Source organism: Actinacidiphila bryophytorum (assembly GCF_016916835.1).
In the GTDB taxonomy this organism is placed as follows: domain Bacteria; phylum Actinomycetota; class Actinomycetes; order Streptomycetales; family Streptomycetaceae; genus Actinacidiphila; species Actinacidiphila bryophytorum.
The window spans coordinates 1-22,629 of the sequence record NZ_JAFFIX010000011.1 but is presented as its reverse complement, the minus strand read 5'-3'; the positions used below and the strand labels follow the sequence as shown (position 1 = coordinate 22,629).

General features: G+C 72.8%; 20 protein-coding genes. 15 read left to right on the top strand and 5 right to left on the bottom strand.

The genetic code is table 11. The annotated features are described in order from the left end of the window. Nucleotides 1-135: 135 nt before the first annotated feature. The 6 genes from argJ (at nucleotide 136) to argH (ending at nucleotide 6,853) form a co-directional block, all read left to right on the top strand. Nucleotides 136-1,287 (top strand): bifunctional glutamate N-acetyltransferase/amino-acid acetyltransferase ArgJ, encoded by a 1,152-nt coding sequence (argJ, locus tag JT723_RS17805; RefSeq protein WP_205045658.1) that lies wholly within the window; start codon nucleotides 136-138, stop codon nucleotides 1,285-1,287. Continuing rightward, nucleotides 1,284-2,240 carry an acetylglutamate kinase gene (gene argB / locus JT723_RS17800; RefSeq protein ID WP_205045657.1) on the top strand — a complete coding sequence of 319 codons (957 nt, stop codon included), beginning with the start codon at nucleotides 1,284-1,286 and terminating at the stop codon, nucleotides 2,238-2,240. The genes argJ and argB overlap by 4 nt, the downstream gene beginning before the upstream one ends. Then, nucleotides 2,237-3,493 carry an acetylornithine transaminase gene (locus JT723_RS17795; RefSeq protein ID WP_205045656.1) on the top strand — a complete coding sequence of 419 codons (1,257 nt, stop codon included), beginning with the start codon at nucleotides 2,237-2,239 and terminating at the stop codon, nucleotides 3,491-3,493. The genes argB and JT723_RS17795 overlap by 4 nt, the downstream gene beginning before the upstream one ends. 7 nt (nucleotides 3,494-3,500) lie before the next feature. Further along, entirely contained in the window at nucleotides 3,501-4,034 is a 534-nt protein-coding gene (locus tag JT723_RS17790) for an arginine repressor (protein ID WP_205045655.1), read from the top strand. A gap of 195 nt (nucleotides 4,035-4,229) precedes the next feature. Next, a complete protein-coding gene (locus JT723_RS17785) occupies nucleotides 4,230-5,426 on the top strand; it encodes an argininosuccinate synthase (RefSeq protein ID WP_205045654.1) in 1,197 nt (398 codons plus the stop codon). Then, nucleotides 5,423-6,853, top strand: a complete 1,431-nt coding sequence (gene argH, locus JT723_RS17780) for an argininosuccinate lyase (RefSeq protein ID WP_205045653.1) — start codon at nucleotides 5,423-5,425, stop codon at nucleotides 6,851-6,853. Before JT723_RS17785 ends, argH begins: the two co-directional genes overlap by 4 nt. A gap of 202 nt (nucleotides 6,854-7,055) precedes the next feature. Here argH and JT723_RS17775 read toward each other — a convergent pair whose 3' ends face one another. Then, a complete protein-coding gene (locus JT723_RS17775; protein ID WP_251513751.1) occupies nucleotides 7,056-8,012 on the bottom strand; it encodes a glutamate ABC transporter substrate-binding protein in 957 nt (318 codons plus the stop codon). 139 nt (nucleotides 8,013-8,151) lie between these two features. Beyond that, a complete protein-coding gene (locus JT723_RS17770) occupies nucleotides 8,152-8,820 on the bottom strand; it encodes a lysophospholipid acyltransferase family protein (protein WP_205045652.1) in 669 nt (222 codons plus the stop codon). A gap of 188 nt (nucleotides 8,821-9,008) precedes the next feature. On the opposite strand from JT723_RS17770, the gene JT723_RS17765 reads away from it, so the two are divergent. The 3 genes from JT723_RS17765 (at nucleotide 9,009) to JT723_RS17755 (ending at nucleotide 11,568) form a co-directional block, all read left to right on the top strand. Next, the gene (locus tag JT723_RS17765; protein WP_205045651.1) at nucleotides 9,009-10,178 is read left to right on the top strand and encodes a glycerophosphodiester phosphodiesterase; all 1,170 of its coding nucleotides are present in this window, start codon (nucleotides 9,009-9,011) and stop codon (nucleotides 10,176-10,178) included. 100 nt (nucleotides 10,179-10,278) lie between these two features. Then, the gene (locus JT723_RS17760; protein ID WP_240165790.1) at nucleotides 10,279-10,857 is read left to right on the top strand and encodes a sigma-70 family RNA polymerase sigma factor; all 579 of its coding nucleotides are present in this window, start codon (nucleotides 10,279-10,281) and stop codon (nucleotides 10,855-10,857) included. 204 nt (nucleotides 10,858-11,061) lie between these two features. After that, nucleotides 11,062-11,568 carry a GNAT family N-acetyltransferase gene (locus JT723_RS17755; protein ID WP_205045650.1) on the top strand — a complete coding sequence of 169 codons (507 nt, stop codon included), beginning with the start codon at nucleotides 11,062-11,064 and terminating at the stop codon, nucleotides 11,566-11,568. Between the two features lie 69 nt (nucleotides 11,569-11,637). Here JT723_RS17755 and JT723_RS17750 read toward each other — a convergent pair whose 3' ends face one another. Beyond that, nucleotides 11,638-12,168: a hypothetical protein gene (locus JT723_RS17750; RefSeq protein ID WP_240165789.1), complete on the bottom strand. Its 531-nt coding sequence runs from the start codon at nucleotides 12,166-12,168 to the stop codon at nucleotides 11,638-11,640. Further along, nucleotides 12,161-12,529, bottom strand: coding sequence for a hypothetical protein (locus JT723_RS17745; RefSeq protein ID WP_205045649.1), 369 nt, complete (start codon nucleotides 12,527-12,529; stop codon nucleotides 12,161-12,163). The genes JT723_RS17750 and JT723_RS17745 overlap by 8 nt, the downstream gene beginning before the upstream one ends. 413 nt (nucleotides 12,530-12,942) lie before the next feature. Between JT723_RS17745 and JT723_RS17740 the strand changes: the two genes are divergently transcribed. The 3 genes from JT723_RS17740 (at nucleotide 12,943) to JT723_RS17730 (ending at nucleotide 15,661) form a co-directional block, all read left to right on the top strand. Beyond that, nucleotides 12,943-14,007, top strand: coding sequence for a methionine ABC transporter ATP-binding protein (locus tag JT723_RS17740; RefSeq protein ID WP_205045648.1), 1,065 nt, complete (start codon nucleotides 12,943-12,945; stop codon nucleotides 14,005-14,007). Further along, nucleotides 14,004-14,729 carry a methionine ABC transporter permease gene (locus JT723_RS17735; RefSeq protein WP_205045647.1) on the top strand — a complete coding sequence of 242 codons (726 nt, stop codon included), beginning with the start codon at nucleotides 14,004-14,006 and terminating at the stop codon, nucleotides 14,727-14,729. Before JT723_RS17740 ends, JT723_RS17735 begins: the two co-directional genes overlap by 4 nt. Nucleotides 14,730-14,791: 62 nt before the next feature. Further along, the gene (locus tag JT723_RS17730; RefSeq protein WP_205045646.1) at nucleotides 14,792-15,661 is read left to right on the top strand and encodes a MetQ/NlpA family ABC transporter substrate-binding protein; all 870 of its coding nucleotides are present in this window, start codon (nucleotides 14,792-14,794) and stop codon (nucleotides 15,659-15,661) included. Between the two features lie 60 nt (nucleotides 15,662-15,721). Here JT723_RS17730 and JT723_RS17725 read toward each other — a convergent pair whose 3' ends face one another. Beyond that, on the bottom strand, nucleotides 15,722-16,522 hold the full coding sequence (locus JT723_RS17725; RefSeq protein WP_251513694.1) for a class I SAM-dependent methyltransferase: 801 nt from the start codon (nucleotides 16,520-16,522) through the stop codon (nucleotides 15,722-15,724). A gap of 187 nt (nucleotides 16,523-16,709) precedes the next feature. Between JT723_RS17725 and JT723_RS17720 the strand changes: the two genes are divergently transcribed. From JT723_RS17720 to cobT, 3 genes are all read left to right on the top strand, one after another. Next, complete coding sequence (locus JT723_RS17720) at nucleotides 16,710-17,423, top strand: GNAT family N-acetyltransferase (RefSeq protein ID WP_205045644.1); 714 nt, start codon at nucleotides 16,710-16,712, stop codon at nucleotides 17,421-17,423. 163 nt (nucleotides 17,424-17,586) lie between these two features. Then, nucleotides 17,587-18,837: a precorrin-6y C5,15-methyltransferase (decarboxylating) subunit CbiE gene (gene cbiE, locus JT723_RS17715; protein WP_205045643.1), complete on the top strand. Its 1,251-nt coding sequence runs from the start codon at nucleotides 17,587-17,589 to the stop codon at nucleotides 18,835-18,837. Between the two features lie 293 nt (nucleotides 18,838-19,130). Continuing rightward, nucleotides 19,131-22,619 (top strand): nicotinate-nucleotide--dimethylbenzimidazole phosphoribosyltransferase, encoded by a 3,489-nt coding sequence (cobT, locus tag JT723_RS17710; RefSeq protein ID WP_205045642.1) that lies wholly within the window; start codon nucleotides 19,131-19,133, stop codon nucleotides 22,617-22,619. The last annotated feature ends 10 nt before the right edge of the window (nucleotides 22,620-22,629 follow it).

Below are 22,629 nucleotides of genomic sequence, written 5' to 3'. Positions count from 1 at the left end.
CCTCCCAGCGGTAGCTGGGGGAGACCGCGAGGCCTCCGGGCAGCAGATGACGACGATGCCCGCGGGTTTGTGCCGAGCGGGCGGAGACGGGGGTACCGCCCAGGCGGTAGCCCTGGGGGAGAAAAGGAGCACCAAATGAGCGTGACGGCAGCGAAGGGATTCCGGGCGGCGGGTATCGCCGCAGGGATCAAGGCGAACGGCAACCCAGACCTGGCCCTGGTGGTCAACTCCGGCCCGCGCCGCGCCGCCGCGGGCGTCTTCACCTCCAACCGGGTGAAGGCCGCGCCCGTGCTCTGGTCGGAGCAGGTGCTCAAGGGCGGTGCGGTCACCGCGGTCGTCCTCAACTCCGGCGGCGCCAACGCCTGCACCGGACCGCAGGGCTTCCAGGACACCCACGCCACCGCCGAGCGGGCCGCCGAGGTGCTGGGCCACAGCGCGGGCGAGATCGCGGTGGCCTCCACCGGGCTGATCGGCGTGCTGCTGCCGATGGACAAGCTGCTGCCGGGCATCGGGCAGGCCGCGGCCGAACTGTCGGAGCACGGCGGCGAGAAGGCGGCGATCGCCATCAAGACCACCGACACCGTCCACAAGACGGCCGTCGCGCAGGGACCCGGCTGGACCGTCGGCGGCATGGCCAAGGGCGCGGGCATGCTCGCGCCGGGGCTTGCCACCATGCTGGTCGTGCTCACCACCGACGCCGACGTGGACACCCCGACCCTGGACAAGGCGCTGCGGGAGGCCACCCGGGTGACCTTCGACCGGGCCGACTCCGACGGCTGCATGTCGACCAACGACACCGTGCTGCTGCTGGCCTCCGGCGCCTCCGGCACCACCCCCGGCTACGACGAGTTCGCCGACGCGGTCCGCACGGTCTGCGCGGACCTCGCCCGGCAGCTGATCGGTGACGCCGAGGGCGCGAGCAAGGACATCAGGATCGAGGTCGTCAACGCGGCGACCGAGGACGAGGCGGTGGACGTCGGCCGCACCATCTCCCGCAGCAACCTGCTCAAGTGCGCGATCCACGGCGAGGACCCCAACTGGGGGCGGGTGCTGTCCGCGATCGGCACCACCTCCGCCGCCTTCGAGCCGGACCGGCTGAGCGTGGCCATCAACGGTGTGTGGGTGTGCAGGAACGGTGCGGTCGGCGACGACCGCGACCTGGTCGACATGCGCTTCCGTGAGGTCGTGATCACCGCCGACCTGGCGGCCGGCGACGCGTCCGCGGTCATCTGGACCAACGACCTCACCGCCGACTACGTCCACGAGAACAGCGCGTACAGCTCATGAGGGCCCGCAAGAACGCCGCCCTGCCCAAGGCGCAGGTCCTCATCGAGGCGCTGCCCTGGCTGACCCGGCACAACGGCCGGGTCGTGGTGATCAAGTTCGGCGGCAACGCCATGGTCGACGACGGGCTGAAGGCCGCCTTCGCACAGGACGTGGTCTTCCTGCGGCAGGCCGGCCTCAAGCCGGTCGTCGTGCACGGCGGCGGCCCGCAGATCAACGCGCAGCTCGACCGGCACGGCCTGGTCAGCGAGTTCAAGGCGGGGCTGCGGGTCACCACGCCCGAGGCGATGGACGTCGTGCGCATGGTGCTGGCCGGTCAGGTGCAGCGGGAACTGGTCGGGCTGCTCAACGGGCACGGCCCGCTCGCGGTCGGCCTGACCGGCGAGGACGCGCACACCATCACCGCGGTCAAGCACCTGCCGACGATCGACGGCGAGTCCGTCGACATCGGGCGGGTCGGCGAGATCACCGCCATCGACACCGGTGCGATCGAGGCGCTGCTGGCCGACGGCCGCATCCCGGTGGTCTCCTCGATCGCCCGCGCCGCGGACGACGGGCACATCTACAACGTCAACGCCGACACCGCGGCCGCCGCCCTCGCCGCGGCCCTGGGCGCCGAGACGCTGATGGTGCTCACCGACGTCGAGGGGCTGTACGAGGACTGGCCCAACAGCGACGAGGTGATCAGCCGGCTCACCGCGACCGAGCTGGAGAAGCTGCTGCCGGACCTGTCCAGCGGCATGGTCCCGAAGATGCGCGGCTGCCTGCACGCGGTACGTAACGGCGTGCGCACCGCCCGGGTCATCGACGGCCGGGTGCAGCACTCGATCCTGCTGGAGATCTTCACCGACGAGGGTATCGGCACGATGGTCGTCCCCGACGACGCGCCGCCGCCCGCTGCCCAGCACGCGGCGGAACACGTACCGGAACAGGCAGCAGAAGGGGGAGTACGGTGACCAGCACCACCACGGACACCACCAGCACCGGCGCGACCGGGGTCACGGGCAACGAGGCGCTTGCGACGCGCTGGCAGGGCGCGCTGATGGACAACTACGGCCTGCCCCGGGTGCCGCTGGTCCGCGGTGCGGGCGCGCGGTTCTGGGACGCCGACGGCAAGGTCTACCTGGACTTCCTCGGCGGCATCGCGGTCAACTCGCTGGGCACCGCGCACCCCGCGGTGGTCGAGGCGGTGACCCGGCAGATCGGCTCGCTGGGCCATGTCTCCAACCTCTTCGTGGCCGAACCGCCGGTCGCGCTGGCCGAGCGGCTGCTGCAGCTGTTCGGGCGGTCAGGGCGGGTCTACTTCAGCAACTCCGGCGCCGAGGCCAACGAGGCCGCCTTCAAACTCGGCCGGCTCACCGGGCGCAGCAAGATGGTCGCCACCGACGGCGCCTTCCACGGCCGCACCATGGGCGCCCTCGCGCTGACCGGCCAGCCGAAGAAGAAGGCCGCCTTCGCTCCGCTGCCCGGCGACGTCACGCATGTGCCGTTCGGCGACGCGGAAGCGCTGCGGGCGGTGGTGGACACCGACACCGCACTGGTGGTCATCGAGCCGATCCAGGGCGAGAACGGCGTGGTCATCCCGCCGCCCGGCTATCTGCAGGCGGCCCGGGAGATCACCGCGGCCACCGGCACCCTGCTGGTGCTCGACGAGGTGCAGACCGGCATCGGCAGGACGGGCCACTGGTTCGAGTGCCTGGCCCAGGGTGTCGAGCCCGACGTGGTGACGCTGGCCAAGGGCCTGGGCGGCGGTCTGCCGATCGGCGCGACCGTGGCCTTCGGCGCCGCGGCCGAGCTGTTCACGCCCGGCGCGCACGGCTCGACCTTCGGCGGCAATCCGGTGGCGTGCGCTGCGGCGCTGGCCGTCCTCGACACCATCGCGGCCGACGGGCTGCTCGACCACGTCAAGCGGCAGGGCGAGAAGCTGCGGGCCGGCATCGAGGCACTCGGCCACCCGCTGGTCGATCATGTGCGCGGCGCGGGCCTGCTCATCGGTATCGTGCTCACCGAGCCGCTGTCCGCACCGGTCCAGCAGGCGGCTCAGGACGCCGGACTCCTGGTGAACGCCGCCGTGCCCGACACGGTGCGGCTCGCGCCGCCGCTCGTCGTCGGCGACGACGACACGGACGCGTTCCTCCGGGTGCTGCCCGGTGTGCTCGACCAGGTGTGGCAGGCCGACCGGCACAGCCGCGGGACGGACGGAGAATGACGCGACGATGAGCGAGGCGCAGCAGCACGGCGGCGGCCAGGCCGTACCGCAGACCCGCACGGCCAGGCACCGCAGGATCGTGGACATCCTCGGCCGGCAGCCGGTGCGGTCCCAGAGCCAGCTGGCCAAGCTGCTGGCCGACGACGGGCTGAGCGTCACCCAGGCGACGCTCAGCCGGGACCTGGACGAACTGGGCGCGGTCAAGATCCGCACCAACGACGGGGAGCTGATCTACGCCGTCCCCTCCGAGGGCGGCTTCCGCACCCCCCAGGCTCCGCTGGGCGAGTCGGTCAAGGAGGAGCGGATGCGGCGGCTGGCGGGTGAGCTGCTGATCTCCGCCGAGGCCTCGGCCAACCTGGTGGTGGTGCGCACCCCGCCGGGCGCCGCCCAGTTCCTGGCCTCGGCCATCGACACCGCGGAGGTCTACGACATCCTCGGCACGATCGCCGGCGACGACACGGTCGTGCTGATCAGCCGCGACCCCACCGGCGGCCAGAAGCTCGCCGACCACCTGCTGCGCCTGGCCCAGGGCGAGGTCTAGGCCGTGTTTTGGAAGTAGCGCCGTCCGCCCCACGGGGCAGGCGGGACTTCCAAAACACGGCCTAGGCCCGCGGGCCCCGCACCACCGGCCCCGTACTCCACTCGGTTCCCGGGACACGCTGACCTGGGAATTGGACTAACCATACGGTGGAGTGCATACTTATACCAGTCAGTGTATGCACGTAAGGAGACACCCGTGACCGAGCGCGTCGTACTCGCCTACTCGGGCGGCCTTGACACCTCCGTCGCCATCGGCTGGATCGCCGAGGAGACCGGGGCCGAGGTCATCGCCGTGGCCGTGGACGTCGGCCAGGGCGGCGAGGACCTGGACGTCATCCGCAAGCGCGCGATCGCCTGCGGCGCCGTCGAGGCCGAGGTCGCGGACGCCAAGGACGAGTTCGCCGACGAGTACTGCCTGCCGGCGATCAAGGCCAACGCGCTCTACATGGACCGCTACCCGCTGGTCTCCGCGCTGTCCCGGCCGGCCATCGTCAAGCACCTGGTCGCCGCCGCCCGCAAGCACGGCGCCGACACCGTCGCCCACGGCTGCACCGGCAAGGGCAACGACCAGGTCCGCTTCGAGGCCGGCATCTCCTCGCTCGCCCCCGAGCTGCGCTGCATCGCCCCGGTCCGCGACTACGCCATGACCCGGGACAAGGCCATCGCCTTCTGCGAGGCCAACAACCTGCCGATCGCCACCACCAAGAAGTCGCCGTACTCGATCGACCAGAACGTCTTCGGGCGGGCCGTCGAGACCGGTTTCCTGGAGGACATCTGGAACGCGCCGATCGAGGACGTCTACGAGTACACCCAGAACCCGGCCACCCCGCGGGAGCCCGACGAGGTGGTCATCACCTTCCACAAGGGCGCGCCCGTCGCGATCGACGGCCAGGAGGTCACCGTCCTGGAGGCGGTCCAGCAGCTCAACCGGCGGGCCGGCGCCCAGGGCGTCGGCCGGATCGACATGGTCGAGGACCGGCTGGTCGGCATCAAGTCCCGGGAGATCTACGAGGCCCCCGGCGCCATCGCCCTGATCACCGCCCACCAGGAGCTGGAGAACGTCACCGTCGAGCGCGAACTCGCCCGCTACAAGCGGCAGGTCGAGCAGCGCTGGGGCGAACTCGTCTACGACGGCCTGTGGTTCTCGCCGCTCAAGCGGGCACTGGACGGTTTCATCGCCGAGGCCAACGAGCATGTCTCGGGCGAGGTCCGGATGGTGCTGCACGGCGGCCGGGCGGTCGTCAACGGCCGCAGGTCGGGCGAGTCGCTGTACGACTTCAACCTCGCCACCTACGACACCGGCGACACCTTCGACCAGTCGCTGTCCAAGGGCTTCATCGAGATCTTCGGCATGTCCAGCAAGATCGCCGCCAAGAGGGACGTGGCACTGTGACCGACAACGCCAAGAGCGGCAAGCTCTGGAGCAGCCGCTTCGTCGACGGACCCTCCGCGGCCCTGGAGAAGCTGTCCGCCTCCGTGCACTTCGACTTCCGGCTCGCGCCCTACGACATCGCCGGCTCCCGCGCGCACGCCCGCGCCCTGTACCGGGCCGAGCTGCTCACCGCCGACGAGCTGGACCGGATGATCGCCGGGCTCGACGCCCTCGAAGCGGACGTCGCGGCGGGCGACTTCACCGGCACCGTCGCCGACGAGGACGTGCACACCGCACTGGAACGCGGCCTGGTCGACCGGCTCGGCGCGGAACTCGGCGGCAAGCTGCGGGCCGGCCGGTCCCGCAACGACCAGATCGCCACCCTCTTCCGGATGTACCTGCGCGACCACGCCCGCATCATCGGCGGCCTGGTCGCCGACCTGCAGGACGCGCTCGTCGGCCTCGCCGAGGCGCACCCGGACGCGGCGATGCCCGGCCGGACCCACCTCCAGCACGCCCAGCCGGTGCTGTTCGCGCACCACATGCTGGCGCACGTCCAGTCGCTGTCCCGGGACGCGGAGCGGCTGCGCCAGTGGGACGAGCGCACCGCGGTCTCGCCCTACGGCTCGGGTGCGCTCGCCGGGTCCTCGCTGGGCCTCGACCCCGAGGCGGTCGCCCGCGACCTGGGCTTCGAGCACGGCTCGGTCGGCAACTCCATCGACGGCACCGCCTCGCGGGACTTCGTCGCGGAGTTCGCCTTCGTCACCGCGATGATCGGCGTCAACCTGTCGCGGATCGCCGAGGAGGTGATCATCTGGAACACCAAGGAGTTCTCCTTCGTGACCCTGCACGACGCCTTCTCCACCGGCTCGTCGATCATGCCGCAGAAGAAGAACCCGGACATCGCCGAGCTGGCCCGCGGCAAGTCGGGGCGGCTGATCGGCAACCTGACCGGGCTGATGGCCACCCTCAAGGCGCTGCCGCTGGCCTACAACCGGGACCTGCAGGAGGACAAGGAGCCGGTCTTCGACTCCTGCGACACCCTTGAGGTGCTGCTGCCGGCCTTCACCGGGATGATGGCGACCCTGACCGTGCACACCGAGCGGATGGCCGAGCTGGCACCGGCCGGCTTCTCGCTGGCCACCGACATCGCCGAGTGGCTGGTCAGGCAGGGCGTGCCCTTCCGGGTCGCGCACGAGGTCGCGGGGGAGTGCGTCAAGGTCTGCGAGGCCGAGGGCATCGAGCTGCACGAGCTGAGCGACGAGCAGTTCGGCAAGATCTCCGCGCACCTGACCCCCGAGGTCCGCGACGTGCTGAACGTGCCGGGCGCGCTGGCCTCCCGCAGCGGGCGCGGCGGTACGGCGCCGAGCGCGGTCGCCGTCCAGCTCGCCGAGGTCAAGGCGGACCTGGCGCTCCAGCACGCCTGGTCGGACAGGGCGGGCAGCTAGGCCGTGTTGTGGAAGTCCCGCCTGCCCCGCGACGCCTGGCACGCACGCTTGCTGCGTTGTCGGAGTCGTCCGAGCAGGCCCACTACGAGGACGACCCTCCGCCTTGCGATCGCACGCACCGGACGCCGCGGGGCCCGCCCTGTGGGCGGACGGCGCCACTTCCAAAACACGGCCTAGGCGGCACGGCGGACGGAGCCGGGAGTCAGTCCCGGTAGACGGCGGGAGGCGGCCCGAAGGTGGCGCCGTCTCCCAGCCAGTCCTGGGCCAGCTTCTTCAGCGAGCCGTCCTGCCGCATCTGCTCCAGCACGCCGTTGACGAAGCGCACGAAGTCCACCTGCTGCGGCTGCATGGCGATGCCGTGCGGCTCGGCGGTGAAGCGCGGGCCGATCAGCTTGGTGTTCGGATCCTGCCGCTGCAGGCCGATCAGGATGGTGTCGTCGGTGGAGACCGCGTCGACCTGCCCCAGCTGCATGAGCATCAGGCAGTCCGTCCAGTCCTTGACGCCCACCGGGACCACCGGGTGGTCCTTGAGCCCCGTGAGGGTGTCGATGGAGGTCGTGCCGGAGGCCGCGCACACCTTCTTGCCGCCCAGGTCGTCGATCGACGTGGCCGCCGAGTCCTTGGGCACCAGCACCCGCTGGCCTGCGTCCATGTAGTCGCTGGAGAAGGCCACGCTCTTCCAGCGCTCGCAGTTGACCGTCATCGAGTCGATGACGATGTCCACCGGGTCCTGCTTCTGCAGCAGCACCGGGATGCGCTGGGCCGAGGTGATGGTGCGGAACTGGATGCGGTCGGGGCTGCCGAAGAGCGCCGTCGATATCCGCTTGAGCAGCTCGATCTCGTAGCCGTCGAGCTGCCCGGTCAGCGGGTTGCGGTAGCCGAAGAGGTACGAGTTCTGGTCCACGCCCGCGATCAGCCGCCCGCGGGCCGCGATCGCCGCCATCGTGGAGCCCGCGGGCATGTGCCCGGGCTGCGGCTGCGTCCCCGCGGGCCGGTAGCTGTCCGGGGTCTTCCCGCACGTGGTGTCGTCGGCCGGGCGGGCGGAGGCCGACGGTGCCGCCGCGGCGGCACCGTGGTGTCCCGGCCGCGGTGTGCCGCCGCCGGACGCGCCGCCCGAGGAGCAGCCCGTCAGCAGCAGTGCCGCCAGGGCCGCCGCCACCGTCCCGTACCGTAAACCACCGCGCACCGCAGGTCCCCCTGACACCGGGTCTGGTCGTGTGCAAACCACGACGCCGGTGATCTTCCCGCGGTTCCTGCCGGTGAACCGTGCCCGGTGCGGGCGGCTGCCGCGGCTGCCGTCAGGCGGCCTTGGCCTTGGTGGCGTAGATGTCCACGTACTCCTGGCCGCCGAGCCGCATGACCTCGCTCATGACCTCGTCGGTGACCGCCCGCAGGACGTAGCGGTCGCGGTCCATGCCCTCGTAGCGGGCGAACTCCAGGGCGTCGCCGAAGCGGATGGTGACCGGGGCGATCCGCAGCATGCCGGAGCCGCCGGGCTGCACCTTGTCGGTGCCGACCATCGCGAAGGGCACCACGGGGGCGCCGGTCATCAGGGCGAGCCTGGCGACACCGGTGCGGCCGCGGTAGAGCCGCCCGTCGGGGGAGCGGGTGCCCTCGGGGTAGATGCCGAAGATCCGGCCCTCCTCCAGCACCCGGCGCCCGGTCATCAGGGCCGCCACACCGCCGTGCCCGCCGTCCCGGTCCACCGGGATCATGCCGCAGGTGGTGAAGAACCAGGCCATCAGCCGGCCCTTGACGCCCTTGCCCGTGACGTACTCGTCCTTGCCGATGAAGTAGACCTGCCGCTCCACCACCAGGGACAGGAACAGCGAGTCGACGAAGGTCACGTGGTTGCCCGCCAGGATCACCGGGCCGTCGCCCGGGATGTTCTCCACACCCTCGACCCGGGGGCGGTACAGGACCCGCATCAGCAGTCCGAGAATCGCCTTGAGCACGCTGCGGGACAACGCATTCCTCCGGTTCGCGCAGGGGGGCGGCCGGACCTACCGGCCCGTACGTACACGAGGACGATACTTCTGGGAGGGCCGCCCCCGCACGTCGGGTTCACGGAGATGCCACACGGTGTTGACCTGAGTTACGGATGTGTTCCGGTCGGCGTCGGGCGCAGTCAAGCTGCCCTTGGCACGATGCGGGCATGACGGATGACCAGCACACGACAGGCCCCGGCAGGCGCGCCCTGCTGTCCGCTGCCGCCCTCGGCGCGGGCGGCGCGGTCCTCGGCACCGCCGGCGCGGCACAGGCCCAGTCCGGTGGCGGCAGCGCGGGCAGGGGGCACGGCCGCGCCCCGAAGCTGCCGGTGCCCGCCATCGTCGGCCACCGCGGCAGCGCGGGCTACCGTCCCGAGCACACCTTCGGATCGTACGAGTACGCGCTGGCGATCGGTGCGGACGTCGTCGAGCAGGACGTCGTACCCACCAGGGACGGGCACCTGGTGTGCCGGCACGAACCGGAGATCGGCGGCACCACCGACGTCGCCGACCACCCCGAGTTCGCCGGCCGCAGGACCACCAGGACCATCGACGGCACCGCCACCACCGGCTGGTTCACCCAGGACTTCACCCTCGCCGAGCTCAAGCGGCTGCGTGCGGTGGAGCGGCTGCCCGCGGTCCGGCCGCACAACGCGATCTACAACGGCCGCTGGGACATCCCCACCTTCGCCGAGGTGCTGGAGTGGGCGGACGAGGAGGGCCGCAAGCGCGGCAAGCCGGTCTGGCTGCACACCGAGACCAAGCACCCCACCTACTTCCGCGGCATCGGCCTGCCCCTGGAGGAGCGGCTGGTCGCGCAGCTCAAGCCCTACGGCAGGCACCGCGCCGACGCCCCGCAGTTCCTGCAGTCCTTCGAGGCGCAGAGCCTGCAGCGGCTCGGCCGGCTGGGCGCGGCGGCGACCAAGGTCTTCCTGCTCAACGGCCTGACCTCGCAGCCCTGGGACTTCGTGGTGGCAGGCGACAAGCGCACGGTCGCCGACCTGGTCACCCCCGAGGGGCTGGCCTGGATCGCCGGCTTCGCCCAGGGCATCGGCCCGACCACCGACGTGATCATCCCGCGCGACTCCTCCGGCAGGCTCCTGGAGCCCACCGCCGTGGTCAGGGACGCGCACCGGGCCGGCCTGGTCCTGCACCCCTTCACCGCGCGCAACGAGAACCAGTTCCTGCCGGCCGACTTCCAGGTCGGCACCGACCCGAACGCCTACGGCGACCCGATCGCCGCGTTCAGGACCTGGTTCGCCACCGGCATCGACGGCCTGTTCACCGACAACGCCGACACCGCGGTGCTGGCCCGCGAGGACTACTGGGCCTCGTGAGGGGCGCCCGCCTCGTGAGGGGCGCGTGCACTCCATGAGGTGAAAGCGGCCGCGCCGGGCAACCGCCCGGCGCGGCCCGCGCGTAGAGGCGGATATGCACATGGCCATGGACACCGCCCTCGCCGCCGCCGTCGCGGAACAACTGCCCGCCGGATACCCGGCACCGCCGGCCGCCTTCGCCGCGCTGCTGGCCGCCGAGGCCGCCGCCTACGCGCTGCCGGGGACCGGCATCGAGGCCGCCGACCTCGAACAGGCGGTCTGGCTGCGGCTGCTCGAAGGCGACGGGCCGCCTGCCGACCCCGCCGAGTGGACGAGGGCCGCGGTCCGCGCAGAGGCGCTGGCTTTCGACGTACGGCGGCGCTGCGAGCGGCCGTACGCCGACCAGGACGCCGGACCGCCGCCGCGGTCGGCGCACCGCGGCGGCGGCGTCGAGGAGCGGGTGATCGCCGCGGACGCGCTGCGCGCGGTCCTCGCGGCGGTGCGCACCCTGCCGGGGCGCTGCCCGCAGCTGCTGCACGCCCTGATGTCCGGTTCTGACCCCACATACCGGGAAATCTCCCGGGAGTTGGGAATCTCACAGGGGAGCCTGGGGCCGCTGCGCTCGCGGTGCGCGGGGTGTCTGCGATCCATCCTGAATTCGAGGGTTGGATCCCCGGTGGGACGGGGTAATGCACGGTAAACAGTCAGCGGCAGTGGGCACCTCCGGCACGCCTGGACGAGCCTGGAAGGGGTAGCGCGCAGGCGGTACCCCGGCGGAGTGTTTGTGCGATCATCGGCGCCACGGAGACGGCGCACACCCGCACCAACTCCGGTCAGGCACACGTCCCGGGCCACACCTCACCCTCAAACTGCCCGGACGGATTCGAAGGGGAGGCCTGCGCGCATGGGCATGAGCGTGACCATCTCTACGGCGGAGTCGAGCGACGCCGAGAAGATCCTGAAACTCCAGTACCTCTGCTACCAGAGTGAAGCCGAGCTGTACGGCGACTACAGCATCGAACCGCTGACCCAGACCCTGGACGACCTGCGTGCGGAACTGTCCGGGGGCTGCGTGCTGGTGGCACGCCTCGGGGAAGAGGTCGTCGGGTCCGTCCGGGGGGCCGTCGACGACGACGGCACCGCAAGGATCGGCAAGCTGATCGTGCATCCGCGACTGCAGCGGCACGGCCTGGGCGGGCGGCTGCTGCACGCCGTCGAGGACCGGCTCGCGGCCGAGGCGGAGGCCAAGCGGTACCGGCTGTTCACCGGGCACCGCAGCGAGGTCAACCTGCGGATGTACCGCAAGCTGGGCTACGAGCAGGTGGGTGCGGCCGAGCCGGTCACCCGCCGGCTGAGCCTGGTGACGATGGAGAAGTCCGCGGAGACGGCGGGATACGCCGCCACCGCCTGATCCCACGTGCCCCGCCCGGGGCCCGGAACCGTCGTGCGGCGGTATCGGGTCCCGGTGCGGAGGCCGCGCTCAGGCCGCCTCCGCGCCCCTGAGCTCGGCGCCCGCCTTGCGCAGCCACAGCAGGCCCATGACGGGCAGGATCACCGGCAGGAAGACATAGCCGTACCCGAAGTCGGACCACACCGTCTGGTCGGGGAAGGCCGAGGAGTCCGCCAGGGTCAGCACGCCCACCCCGATCACGCCCAGCAGCTCCGCCGAGCACGCCACAAGCGCGACCTTGCGGGCCTGGCCGCCGCCCCGCCACAGGGCCACGGTGATCACCGCGTAGACGATGCCGGCCGCGAGCGAGAGCAGGTAGGCCAGGCGCGCGTCCGAGAACTTGGTGCTGATCTGCACGATCGAGCGGGACAGCGCGGCCACGGTGAAGACGCCGTAGAACCACAGCAGCAGCCGCCCGGGACCCTGCCCGATGCGCGCACCGCCGCTCTGCGCCGCGGGGGCGGGCGCCGCCGCTTCCGCTGCCGCGGGTGCCTGGGGTGGTGTCTGCTGCCGGGCCATCGCCGTGTCCTCCGTGCCGTCCGCGGTGCTCTCCTCAGCCATTGCCGGCTCCCCAGATCTCGTGCAGCCGCAGCTCCAGCACGGCCAGGACCACACCGCCCGCCGCCACGATCGCCGAGCCCCAGCGGCTGCGCTCGGTCAGCGACATGATGGCCGCCAGCGGGACCGTGCAGGCCGCGCCGACCAGGTAGCCGACGAAGGTGGCGGTGCCGTGGTCGGGCCGGTCGCCCTGCCCGAGCTGCACCAGCCCCACCACCAGCTGGACCAGCGCGGCGAGTGTGACCACCGCCATGCCGATGAAGTGCCAGTCGTTGGTCGGCTCGTCGCGGTAGGCGGCATAGGCGCACCACACCGCGAGCAGCAGTGCCGTGACCGTGACCGTGATGGTGACCGCGTCGAGCATGCGCCGACTTTATTACGGACCGTCCGGCCGCCGATCCGGTACCCCTCCCCGCCCGCTCCGGCCCCGCTCCCACGGCACAGTGTGTCCGCATAGTGAACAGGTTGCCCGGATTTCGGAACCGGGCGGGATGTCTGGTTTACTGGGCCGCATGACCACGACGAACCGCCGCATCCGCGCGACCGAGGCGACCACGCCCGGTGTCCGTCGTCTGTGTCGAATGTGTGCCTGACCTGAGGCCCTGAGCGGCGCGTCGCCCCCGACCGCCGCGCCCCGCGTCACCCCCCGGTGCAGCGCCGCGCCGCGCCGCCGGAAACCGAAGCTCCGTGCGGGCAGACCCGCGCCGCGCTCCAGCAGCACACACCCCTTGTGCGGTGGTTCGTCCCGCCGCGCGCCCGACCACGATGGACACTCCTGTGATCACCACCACCGACCTGCGCAAGGTCTACCGCTCACGCGACCGCGAGGTCACCGCACTGGACGGGGTCGACCTCACCGTGCGCGAAGGCGAGGTCTACGGCGTCGTCGGCCGCAGCGGCGCCGGCAAGAGCACCCTGATCCGCTGCGTCAACCTGCTGGAACGCCCCACCTCAGGCACCGTCGAGGTGGACGGCCGCGACCTGACAGCGCTGGCCGGCCGCTCCGACCGGGCACCCGCGGCATTGCGGGCGGCCAGGGCCGGCATCGGCATGGTCTTCCAGCACTTCAACCTGCTGTCCTCGCGCACCGTCCAGGACAACGTCGAACTCCCGCTGGAGATCCTCGGCGTCCCGCGGCGCGAGCGCGCCCGCAAGGCAGCGGAACTCCTCGACCTGGTGGGCCTGTCCGACAAGGCCCGCACCTACCCCGCGCAGCTGTCCGGCGGCCAGAAGCAGCGCGTCGGCATCGCCCGCGCCCTGGCCGGCGAGCCCAAGGTGCTGCTCTCCGACGAGGCCACCTCCGCGCTCGACCCGGAGACCACCCGCTCGGTCCTGCAGCTGCTGCGCGACCTCAACCGGCAGCTCGGCCTGACCGTGCTGCTCATCACCCACGAAATGGACGTCGTCAAGGCGGTCTGCGACTCGGCGGCCCTCATGAAAGGCGGACGCGTGGTGGAATCCGGCACCGTGGCGGAACTGCTCGCCACCCCCGGCTCGGAACTGGCCGACGAACTCTTCCCGGTCGGCGGTCAGGCCTCGGGACCCGACCGCACGGTCGTCGACCTCACCTTCCACGGCGAGAGCGCGACCCGCCCGGTGATCTCCCAGCTGGCCCGCACCTACAACGTCGACGTGTCCATCCTGGGCGCCGCCATGGAGACCTACGACGGGCGGCAGATCGGCCGGATGCGGATCGAACTGCCCGGCCGCTTCGAGGACAACGTCGTGCCCATCGGCTTCCTGCGCGAGCAGGGCCTGCAGGTCGACGTCGCCGAGGCCGGCATCGCGGACGTCGGCATCGCCGCGCCCGAGCCCGCCAGGACCCGGGCGGTGGCCAAGTGACCTGGTCCGAGATGCACCCGCTGCTCACCCAGGCGTGTACCGACACCCTCAAGATGGTCGGCTGGTCCACCGCCGTGACCGTCGCCGCGGGCCTGCCGCTCGGCGTGCTGCTGGTCCTCACCGACCGCGGCGGCCTGCTGCGCAACCTCGCGGTCAACCGCGCACTCGGCTTCGTGGTGAACCTCGGCAGGTCGCTGCCGTTCGTGATCCTGATGATCGCGCTGCTGTCCTTCACCCGCGCGGTCGTCGGCACCACCATCGGCTGGCAGGCCGCCGTCGTACCGCTGTCGGTCGGCGCCATCCCCTTCTTCGCCCGGCTCGTGGAGACCTCGCTGCGCGAGGTCGACGGCGGCCTGGTCGAGGCCGTCCAGTCGATGGGCGGCAGCACCTGGACGGTGGTCCGCAAGGTGCTGCTGCCCGAGTCGCTGCCCTCGCTCATCGCCGGCGCCACCACCACCGTCGTCGCGCTCATCGGCTACTCGGCGATGGCCGGCGTGGTCGGCGGCGGGGGACTGGGCGACCTGGCACTGCGCTACGGCTACCAGCGCTTCGAGACCGGCTTCATGTGGGTGATCGTCGCCGTCCTCGCCGTGCTGGTCACCCTCGTCCAGCTGGCCGGCGACCTCGCCGCCAGGACCGCCGCCCGCCGCGGCGGCCGCGGTCCGCTGCCCCGGCTGCGGCTGCTGCGGCCCGCGCCGCCCGCCGCACCCACCTCCCCCTGACCTCCCTCCCGCGGCCGCCCGGCCGCACCGCACCACCAGAACACAGGAAAGAGGCACTTTTCGTGCGTAGCACCACCAAGATCACCGCCGCCGCCCTCGTCACCGGAGCGCTCGCGCTCGGCCTGTCCGCCTGCGGCTCCTCCGGCTCCGGCACATCGAGCAAGGACGACGGGAAGGCCGCCAAGGACGCGTCCGCCCCGCTGGTCGTCGCCGCCAGCCCCACCCCGCACGCCCAGATCCTGGACTACGTCCGCGACCACCTGGCCAAGAGCGCCGGACTCGACCTGCAGGTCAAGGAGTTCTCCGACTACGTCCTGCCCGACACCGCGACCGAGCAGGGCCAGGTCGACGCCAACTTCTTCCAGCACCAGCCCTACCTGGACGACTTCAACAAGAAGAACGGCACCCACCTCGTGTCCGTCGCCGACGTCGAACTCGAACCGCTGGGCCTGTACTCGCACAAGGTCACCGCGCTGTCCGCGCTCAAGGACGGCGCCACCGTCGCCGTGCCCAACGACACCACCAACGAGGCCCGCGCCCTGGACCTGCTCGCCGCCAACGGGCTGATCACCCTCAAGCCCGGCACCGGCCAGACCGCGACCCCCGCCGACGTCACGGCCAACACCAGGCACCTGAAGTTCAAGGAGCTGGAGGCCGCGCAGCTGCCCCGCTCGCTGGGCGACGTCGACGCAGGCGTCATCAACGGCAACTACGCCATCGAAGGCGGCCTCAACCCCGCCAAGGACGCCCTGGTCATCGAGAAGGCGCAGGGCAACCCCTACGCCAACATCCTGGTCGTCAAGCAGGGCCGGGAGAGCGACCCGCGGGTGCAGAAGCTGGTCAGGCTGCTCAACTCGCCCCAGGTCGAGCAGTACATCAAGGACACCTTCAAGGGCGCGGTCATCCCCGCCTTCGGCACCCCCGCCGCCTGACGCACACGGGTCCGCGGCCGCACGCCGGCCGCGGACCCGTGTGCGTACCGCGGTGTCCGCTCAGGCCCGCCGCACCCAGTAGACGTCCGTGGTGTACGGCATCTCTATCGCGCCGCTGACCCGCGTCGCGTCGTGCGCGCCGAGCACCGCCTCGACCTCCGCACGCACCCGCGCCTGCGCGTCGGCGTCCAGCACCGCGATGTGGCTGGAGGACATCATCCGCTCCACCACGTCGTCCACCGTCGTCGAGTACGGGTTCGGCCAGTGCCGCTCCGACATCTCGCCCCAGCCCGCGGCGCCCGCCTCGAAGGCCTTGCGCCACCCGCCGCCAGGACCCGCGTCGCCCAGCGCCGACGTCAGCGGAGGACTGGGCAGGTCGCGTGGCGCCAGCCGGAAGTAGATGTCCTGGAAGTCCCGCACCCACGGCACCGACGTGTCGTAGGTGTTCCACACCAGCGCCAGCGCACCGTCCGGCCGCAGCAGCCGCTCCACCTCGGCCAGCGCCGCCCGCTCGTCGAACCAGTGCCAGGACTGCGCGGCCACCACCGCGTCCGCACACCCGTCGGGCAGCCCGGTCGCCTCCGCCGTGCCCGCCGTCACCGCCACCCCGGGCAGCAGCTCCGCCAGCGTCTCGCGCATCTCCTTGACCGGCTCCACCGCCAGCACCTCGGCGCCGGTCAGCGCCAGCAACCGGGTGAACTTGCCGGTCCCCGCGCCCAGATCGACCACCGTACGGCCCGCCTCCAGGGGCAGCGCGTCGGCGAGCGCGGCGAGCGCGGCGAGCGGATAGGAGGGCCGGGAGCGCTCGTAGACCCCCGCGGCCCGCTGGTAACCGACTCCTGCTGCGTGGTGCACCGTCACGCGGGCTGACGGTAGCAGGATCGGATGACGTCCACGGATACCCGCCCTGACCGGCATCCGCCCTACTCTGGAAGGGCGTTCGCCGCTCGGTCCGCCGCCGGCCGCCCGCGGCGACCCTGCCCGGCGGATGCCGCGCACGATGCTGCATGCTGTGCAATCCACCTATGCCCTGGTTACGGAGCAGTGAATGACCTCCACCTTTCCGGACATCTCACTCAGTACGGAGCGGCTGGTGCTGCGCCCGTACGACGAGGCCGACATCCCCGAGCTCGTGGAGATGATGAACGACGAGCTGGTGACCGCCTGGACCGGTGTGCCGTGGCCGTACACCGAGGCGACCGCCCGCGCCTTCGTCACCGGCGCGGGACCCGCGGAAAGGCGCAGCGGCCGCGGCCTGGTGCTCGCCGTGACCGAGATGCTCACCCAGCGGCTCGTGGGCACCGTCCAGCTGCAGAACACCGACTGGCGCATCCGCGGCACCGAGATCGGCTACCTGACCGCTTCCTGGGCGCGCGGCGAGGGATACGCCGGCGAGTCCGTGCTCGCCGTCGTGCGCTGGCTGTTCGGCAGCCAGGGCTTCGAGCGGGTCGAACTGCGCACCGCCGCGGACAACACCGCCTCGCAGCAGGTCGCGCAGAAGATCGGCTGCATCAGCGAGGGCGTCCTGCGCAACGCCGGGATCATCCGCAGCAGGCCCCACGACGACCCGCAGGGACCCTGGGCCGAGACCCGCACCGACCTGCTGGTGTGGAGCCTGCTCCCGGAGGACGTCGACGACGCCGACGAGGCCGCCGCCCGCGCCGGCGCCTACGGGTCCGACTACGGGTCCGACTACGGGTCCGACTACGACGGCGGACACCGCGGGCACGCCGGCTACAGCGCCGCCGCCCACCGCCGCTGACCTGCGCCCGCAGCCGCAGCGGGCCGGGTGCGCACACACGCACCGCACTCGGCACACCGCCGCACACGCTGCCGGGTTAGGGTTCTCACCCGGGCCTTCCCTCCGCCCCGCCGAGAGGGCTCCACCGGCACCCCCGCGACCCACGGCATGGAGGCAGACGACGATGGCCGACCGGGTCACCGTGATCGGATGGGACGGCTCACCCCCGTCCGAGGCCGCCCGCGCCGCGCTGGACGCCGCGACCCTCGTGGCCGGCACCCGTCATCACCTGGCCCTGCCCTACGTCCCCGCCCAGGCCGAGCACATCGTGCTCGGCAGCATCGACATCGCCGCCCGCCGCATCGCGGGACACCGCGGCACCGCGGTCGTCCTCGCCGACGGCGACCCCGGCTTCTTCGGCGTGGTCCGCGCCCTGCGCGACCCGGAGCACGGGCTGGAGATCGAGGTCATCCCCGGCGTCTCCGCCGTCGCCCGGGCCTTCGCCCGCGCCGGCATGCCATGGGACGACGCCCGGGTCGTCGTCGCCACCAGCCGCACCCTGCGCCGCGCGGTCAACGTCTGCCGCTCCTACCCCAAGGTCGCCGTCCTGACCGCACCCGGCGCGGGACCCGCCGAAGTCGCCCTGCTGCTCACCGGGGTGCACCGCACCTTCGTCATCTGCGAGGCCCTGGGCACCGAGCAGGAGCAGATCTCCGTCCTGACCTCGGACAAGGTCGCCGACCACATCTGGCGCGACCCCAACGTCGTCCTCGTCGTCGGCGGCAGCACCACCGCCCCCGGCATCGCCGCCCTGGGCGCCGCCCCGCTGCCCGCCCCCGGCTCGCCCGCCGCACGCCCCGGCGCCGGCGGCTGGATCGCCGGCCGTGACCCCGGCTTCCCCGGCCCCGTGCGCGGCTGGGCGCTGCCCGCCGCCGAGTACGGCGGCGACGTGCCCGCCCATGTGCGCGCCCTCCAACTGGCCAGGCTCGGCCCGCGAACCGGCGACCTGGTGTGGGACATCGGCGCCGCCGACGGAGCCGTCGCCGTGGAGGCCGCCCGCTTCGGCGCCGCCGTCATCGCCGTCGACAGCAACTCCGACGCCTGCGACTGGATCGCCGCCACCGCCCGCCGCAGCGGCGTCCAGGTCCAGGTCGTCCACGGCAGCGCACCGCAGGTGCTGGAGGACCTGCCGGAGCCCGACGTGGTCAGGATCGGCTGCGCCGACCCCGTCGTCGTCGCCGCCTGCGCCGCCCGCCGCCCCGAGCGGATCGTCGCCGCCGCGACCACCCGGGACACCGCGGAGGCCGTCGACAGGGCGCTCGGCGAAGGCGGTTACACCGTCGAACGCATGTTGCTGCAGTCGGTCGAGCTGGGCTCGGGCTGGGACGAGCGGGGCCGCTCCGCGGACTTCGTGCTGTGCGGCACCCGGCGCTGACCTGTCCATGATCAAACAGTCGCCGCCCGCGGTGTTTGCGCCGGTCGGAGCGCTGCCGGTACGGCCATTGTGAGATACGTCCCGAGGTGCGGACTTCGGCACGGGCGGCGGTGTCCCGGAGGGTAGGCTGACGGATCGTTGTGCCGTCGTCGTGCGTTGACGGGGCGTCGAGACTTCCGGCGCCCCGGCGGCCGACGTGCCGCATCCCATGCACGCTCGTTGGAGTCCGTGGGGGGTGGGTTGTGCGCGGTGCAGCGGCTGGAAGGAGCGAAACCGATGGGCGAGGGGCACGCATGACGGACACCGGTCAGATCCCCGGCGAGGGGCTGCCGGAGAACGCGGTCGGTGAAGCGGCTCCGCAGCCGCACACCGACGCACTCGGCGCACCGCAGGCCACCGCCCCCGGCTGGGGCACGGAGCAGCCCGCAGAACCCGGCGCTCCCGCCTACACCTACCTCGACCAGCCCGCCGCCCCCGGCGCCGGGCTCGACGATGACGACGACGTCCTGCTCATGCCGGGACCGCAGGGCACCTGGAGCGACCCGCAGCCGGTGCCGCCGCAGCCGTCCCCGGTCGCGGAGACGCCCGCGCCCGACTACGGCACCCCGCAGGCGGTTGACACCCCGTCACCCGCCCCCGCAGCACCCCGCCGCCCGCTGCACATGGGCCCGCCGGTCCACGACACCCCCAGCGGCGGCGTCTCCGTACGCTCCCTCGCCGACCGCGGCCCCGCCCAGGGCGGCCAGCTGCCGCCCCCGGCCAGGCTGCAGAGCGGCCCGCCCACCTCGGGACCCGAATACCTCGACGTCCCCCAGGACGACGGCCACGGCATCCCCGCCCAGCAGACCGGCGACTCCGCCGACCCGGCTGCCCTGTCCCCGGGCAGCGCATGGCCCGCCGCGCAGACCCCGTCGCAGCAGTCGCTGATCCCGCACGCCGACAGCGTGATCCCCACCCAGCAGGCCCCCGAGCCGATCCGCGCCTTCCCCCCGGCGGAAGCCGCGCCGACGCCGCCCGCAGGCGGCGAGCAGGTGGCGTACGACGCGGCGCCGGCCCCGGCCGAGGAGCAGCCGGCAGGACCTGCCGCCGTCACCCCGGCGGCAGCAGAGCCGGTGGCGGCAGGGACCGGGCAGGCCCGTCCGGCTCCCGCGGCTGCCGTCGCCGAGCAGACCGCCGTACCGCACATGACCGCGGACGTTCCCGCAGCACCGGTCGCGGCCGAGCCGGCCGGCGTACCGCCCCTGGCAGCGGGACCCGCGGCCACCGCGGCCGAGCCGGCCGGTGGGGTCTCCGCAGGACCCGTCGCGCCGCAGGGCGAGCAGGCCGAGAGCGCCGTGCCCGTGCCGCCGCAGGCGCAGGTGCCGGTGCCCGCCGCCGAGCAGGGTACGGCCGCGCGGACGCCGTCCGGCGGTACGCCCGTTCCTCCCGCCGAGGTGGCCGAGGCAGGCCCCGTCCTGTCGGGCCCGGCAGCCGCGCTGTCCGGTGCGCTCCAGGAGGTCGCGCCGACCCCGCCGATCGGCCTCGACCTGTCGGCCCCGCCGTCGGGACCGGCCTTCGGTGACCAGCCCGCCGCGGGCGGCAGCGCCTTCGTCTCGGCGACCGGCACCGCCAACCTCGCGGCGCTCGTCGCGTCGGCGGGCAACACCCCCGCGGGCGACGCCGGTTCGCCCACCGCGCCCGAGGCCGTCCAGATGGCGGAGGCCGCCGTGCCCGCCGCCGAAGCCGCCCCCGAGCAAGCGGCCCCCGAGCAGGCCGCCCCCGAGGCGGTCGTCGCCGCGGACGCCGCCCCCGCCGTGGCGCCCGAGGCCGCCGTGCCCGCTCCCGCAGCGGCCGCCGAGGAGACCGCCGAGGCCGTCGCTGTACCCAAGGGCCGTACGGTCAGGCGCGCAAGCCGCGCGCACGCGGCCGAGGCACCCGCCCACACCGAGCAGGGCGAGCAGCCGGCGCAGACCGAGGCGGAAGCGGAGAGCGGTACGGAACCGGCCGCCCCCAAGGGCCGCAGGGCCGCCCGCCGGGCCGAGGCCAGGGCCGCGGAGGCCGAGGCACCGGAGCCCGCCGAGGCGTACGAGCCCGCCGTCCGCGACGCCGTCCACCGGGTCATCCGGGAGCGCCGCGACATCCGCAACGGCTTCCGCTCCGACCCGATCCCGCACGACGTGCTGCTGCGCGTCCTGGAGGCCGCGCACACCGCGCCCAGCGTCGGGCACTCCCAGCCGTGGGACTTCGTCGTCATCCGCTCGGAGAAGACCCGCGAGAAGATGCACGAACTGGCCATGGCCCAGCGCGAGGCCTACGCCAAGTCGCTCCCCAAGGGCCGCGCACGGCAGTTCCGCGAACTGAAGATCGAGGCGATCCTCGACACCCCCGTCAACATCGTGGTCACCGCCGACCCCACCCGCGGCGGCCGGCACACCCTCGGCCGGCACACCCAGCCGCAGATGGCGCCCTACTCCTCCGCGCTCGCCGTCGAGAACCTGTGGCTCGCCGCCCGCGCCGAAGGACTCGGCGTCGGCTGGGTCAGCTTCTTCGACGAGCGCCAGATGGTCGCCGAACTCGGCCTGCCCGAGCACCTGGAGGTCGTCGCCTACCTGTGCGTCGGGTACGTCGACGAATTCCCCGAGGAACCCGAGCTGATGCAGGCCGGCTGGTCGCAGCGCCGGCCGCTGTCCTGGGTCGTCCACGACGAGGAGTACGGCAACCGGGCGCTGCCCGGCGAGGAGCCGCACGACCTGCTGGAGGAGACGCTGCGCGGCATCCGCCCGCTGGACGCCAAGGCGCTCGGCGAGGCCTGGGAGCGGCAGAAGCGGATGACGAAGCCGGCCGGGGCACTGGGCATGCTGGAGATCATCTCCGCGCAGCTCAGCGGCCTGTCCCGGCAGTGCCCGCCGCCCATCCCCGAGCCCGCGGCCGTCGCGATCTTCGCCGGCGACCACGGGGTTCACGCCCAGGGCGTCACCGCGTGGCCCCAGGAGGTCACCGGCCAGATGGTCGCCAACTTCCTCGGCGGCGGCGCCGTCTGCAACGCCTTCGCCAACCAGGTCGGCGCCGAGGTCTGCGTCATCGACGTCGGCGTCGCCTCGGAACTGCCCGGCACACCAGGGCTGCTGCCGCGCAAGGTACGGCCCGGCACCGCGGACTTCACCACCGGCCCCGCCATGACCCGCGAAGAGGCGCTGCGCGCCATCGAGGTCGGCATCGAGACCGCCCGCGACCTGGTCGCCGCCGGCAACAAGGCGCTGCTCACCGGGGAGATGGGCATCGCCAACACCACGACGTCCGCGGCGCTCATCGCCGTCTTCACGGGGGTCGACCCCGCGGAGGTCACCGGACGCGGCACCGGCATCAACGACGAGATGCACGCCAGGAAGGTGGACGTCGTCCGGCGCGCACTCGACCTGCACCGGCCCGATCCGGCCGACCCGATCGCGGTCCTCACCGCCATCGGCGGCCTCGAACACGCCGCGATGGTCGGCCTGCTGCTCGGTGCGTCGGCGCTGCGCACACCGGTGATCCTCGACGGGGTCAGCGCCGGGGCGGCGGCGCTCGTCGCCCGGGCGATCGCGCCGGAGGTGCTGGCCGCGTGCATCGCCGGGCACCGCAGTGCCGAGCCCGGCCACGTCGCGGCCCTCACCACCCTCGGCCTGCGGCCCCTGGTCGACCTCGACCTCCGCCTCGGCGAAGGGACGGGAGCGCTCCTTGCGCTCCCGCTCGTCCAGAGCGCGGCTCGCGTCATGCACGAGGTCGCCACGTTCGACGCGGCGGGAGTCACCGAAAAGGCCTAGTCCGTGTTTT

Excerpts from the sequence above, each read along its gene's own strand:
- JT723_RS17745 (WP_205045649.1), bottom strand. The coding sequence starts at position 12,529 with ATGCTCGACGCGGTCACCATCACGGTCACGGTCACGGCACTGCTGCTC.
- JT723_RS17750 (WP_240165789.1), bottom strand. The coding sequence starts at position 12,168 with ATGGCTGAGGAGAGCACCGCGGACGGCACGGAGGACACGGCGATGGCC.
- cbiE (WP_205045643.1), top strand. The coding sequence starts at position 17,587 with ATGGCCGACCGGGTCACCGTGATCGGATGGGACGGCTCACCCCCGTCC.
- argB (WP_205045657.1), top strand. The coding sequence starts at position 1,284 with ATGAGGGCCCGCAAGAACGCCGCCCTGCCCAAGGCGCAGGTCCTCATC.
- argJ (WP_205045658.1), top strand. The coding sequence starts at position 136 with ATGAGCGTGACGGCAGCGAAGGGATTCCGGGCGGCGGGTATCGCCGCA.
- JT723_RS17760 (WP_240165790.1), top strand. The coding sequence starts at position 10,279 with ATGGCCATGGACACCGCCCTCGCCGCCGCCGTCGCGGAACAACTGCCC.
- JT723_RS17765 (WP_205045651.1), top strand. The coding sequence starts at position 9,009 with ATGACGGATGACCAGCACACGACAGGCCCCGGCAGGCGCGCCCTGCTG.
- JT723_RS17755 (WP_205045650.1), top strand. The coding sequence starts at position 11,062 with ATGGGCATGAGCGTGACCATCTCTACGGCGGAGTCGAGCGACGCCGAG.
- JT723_RS17790 (WP_205045655.1), top strand. The coding sequence starts at position 3,501 with ATGAGCGAGGCGCAGCAGCACGGCGGCGGCCAGGCCGTACCGCAGACC.
- JT723_RS17720 (WP_205045644.1), top strand. The coding sequence starts at position 16,710 with ATGACCTCCACCTTTCCGGACATCTCACTCAGTACGGAGCGGCTGGTG.
- cobT (WP_205045642.1), top strand. The coding sequence starts at position 19,131 with ATGACGGACACCGGTCAGATCCCCGGCGAGGGGCTGCCGGAGAACGCG.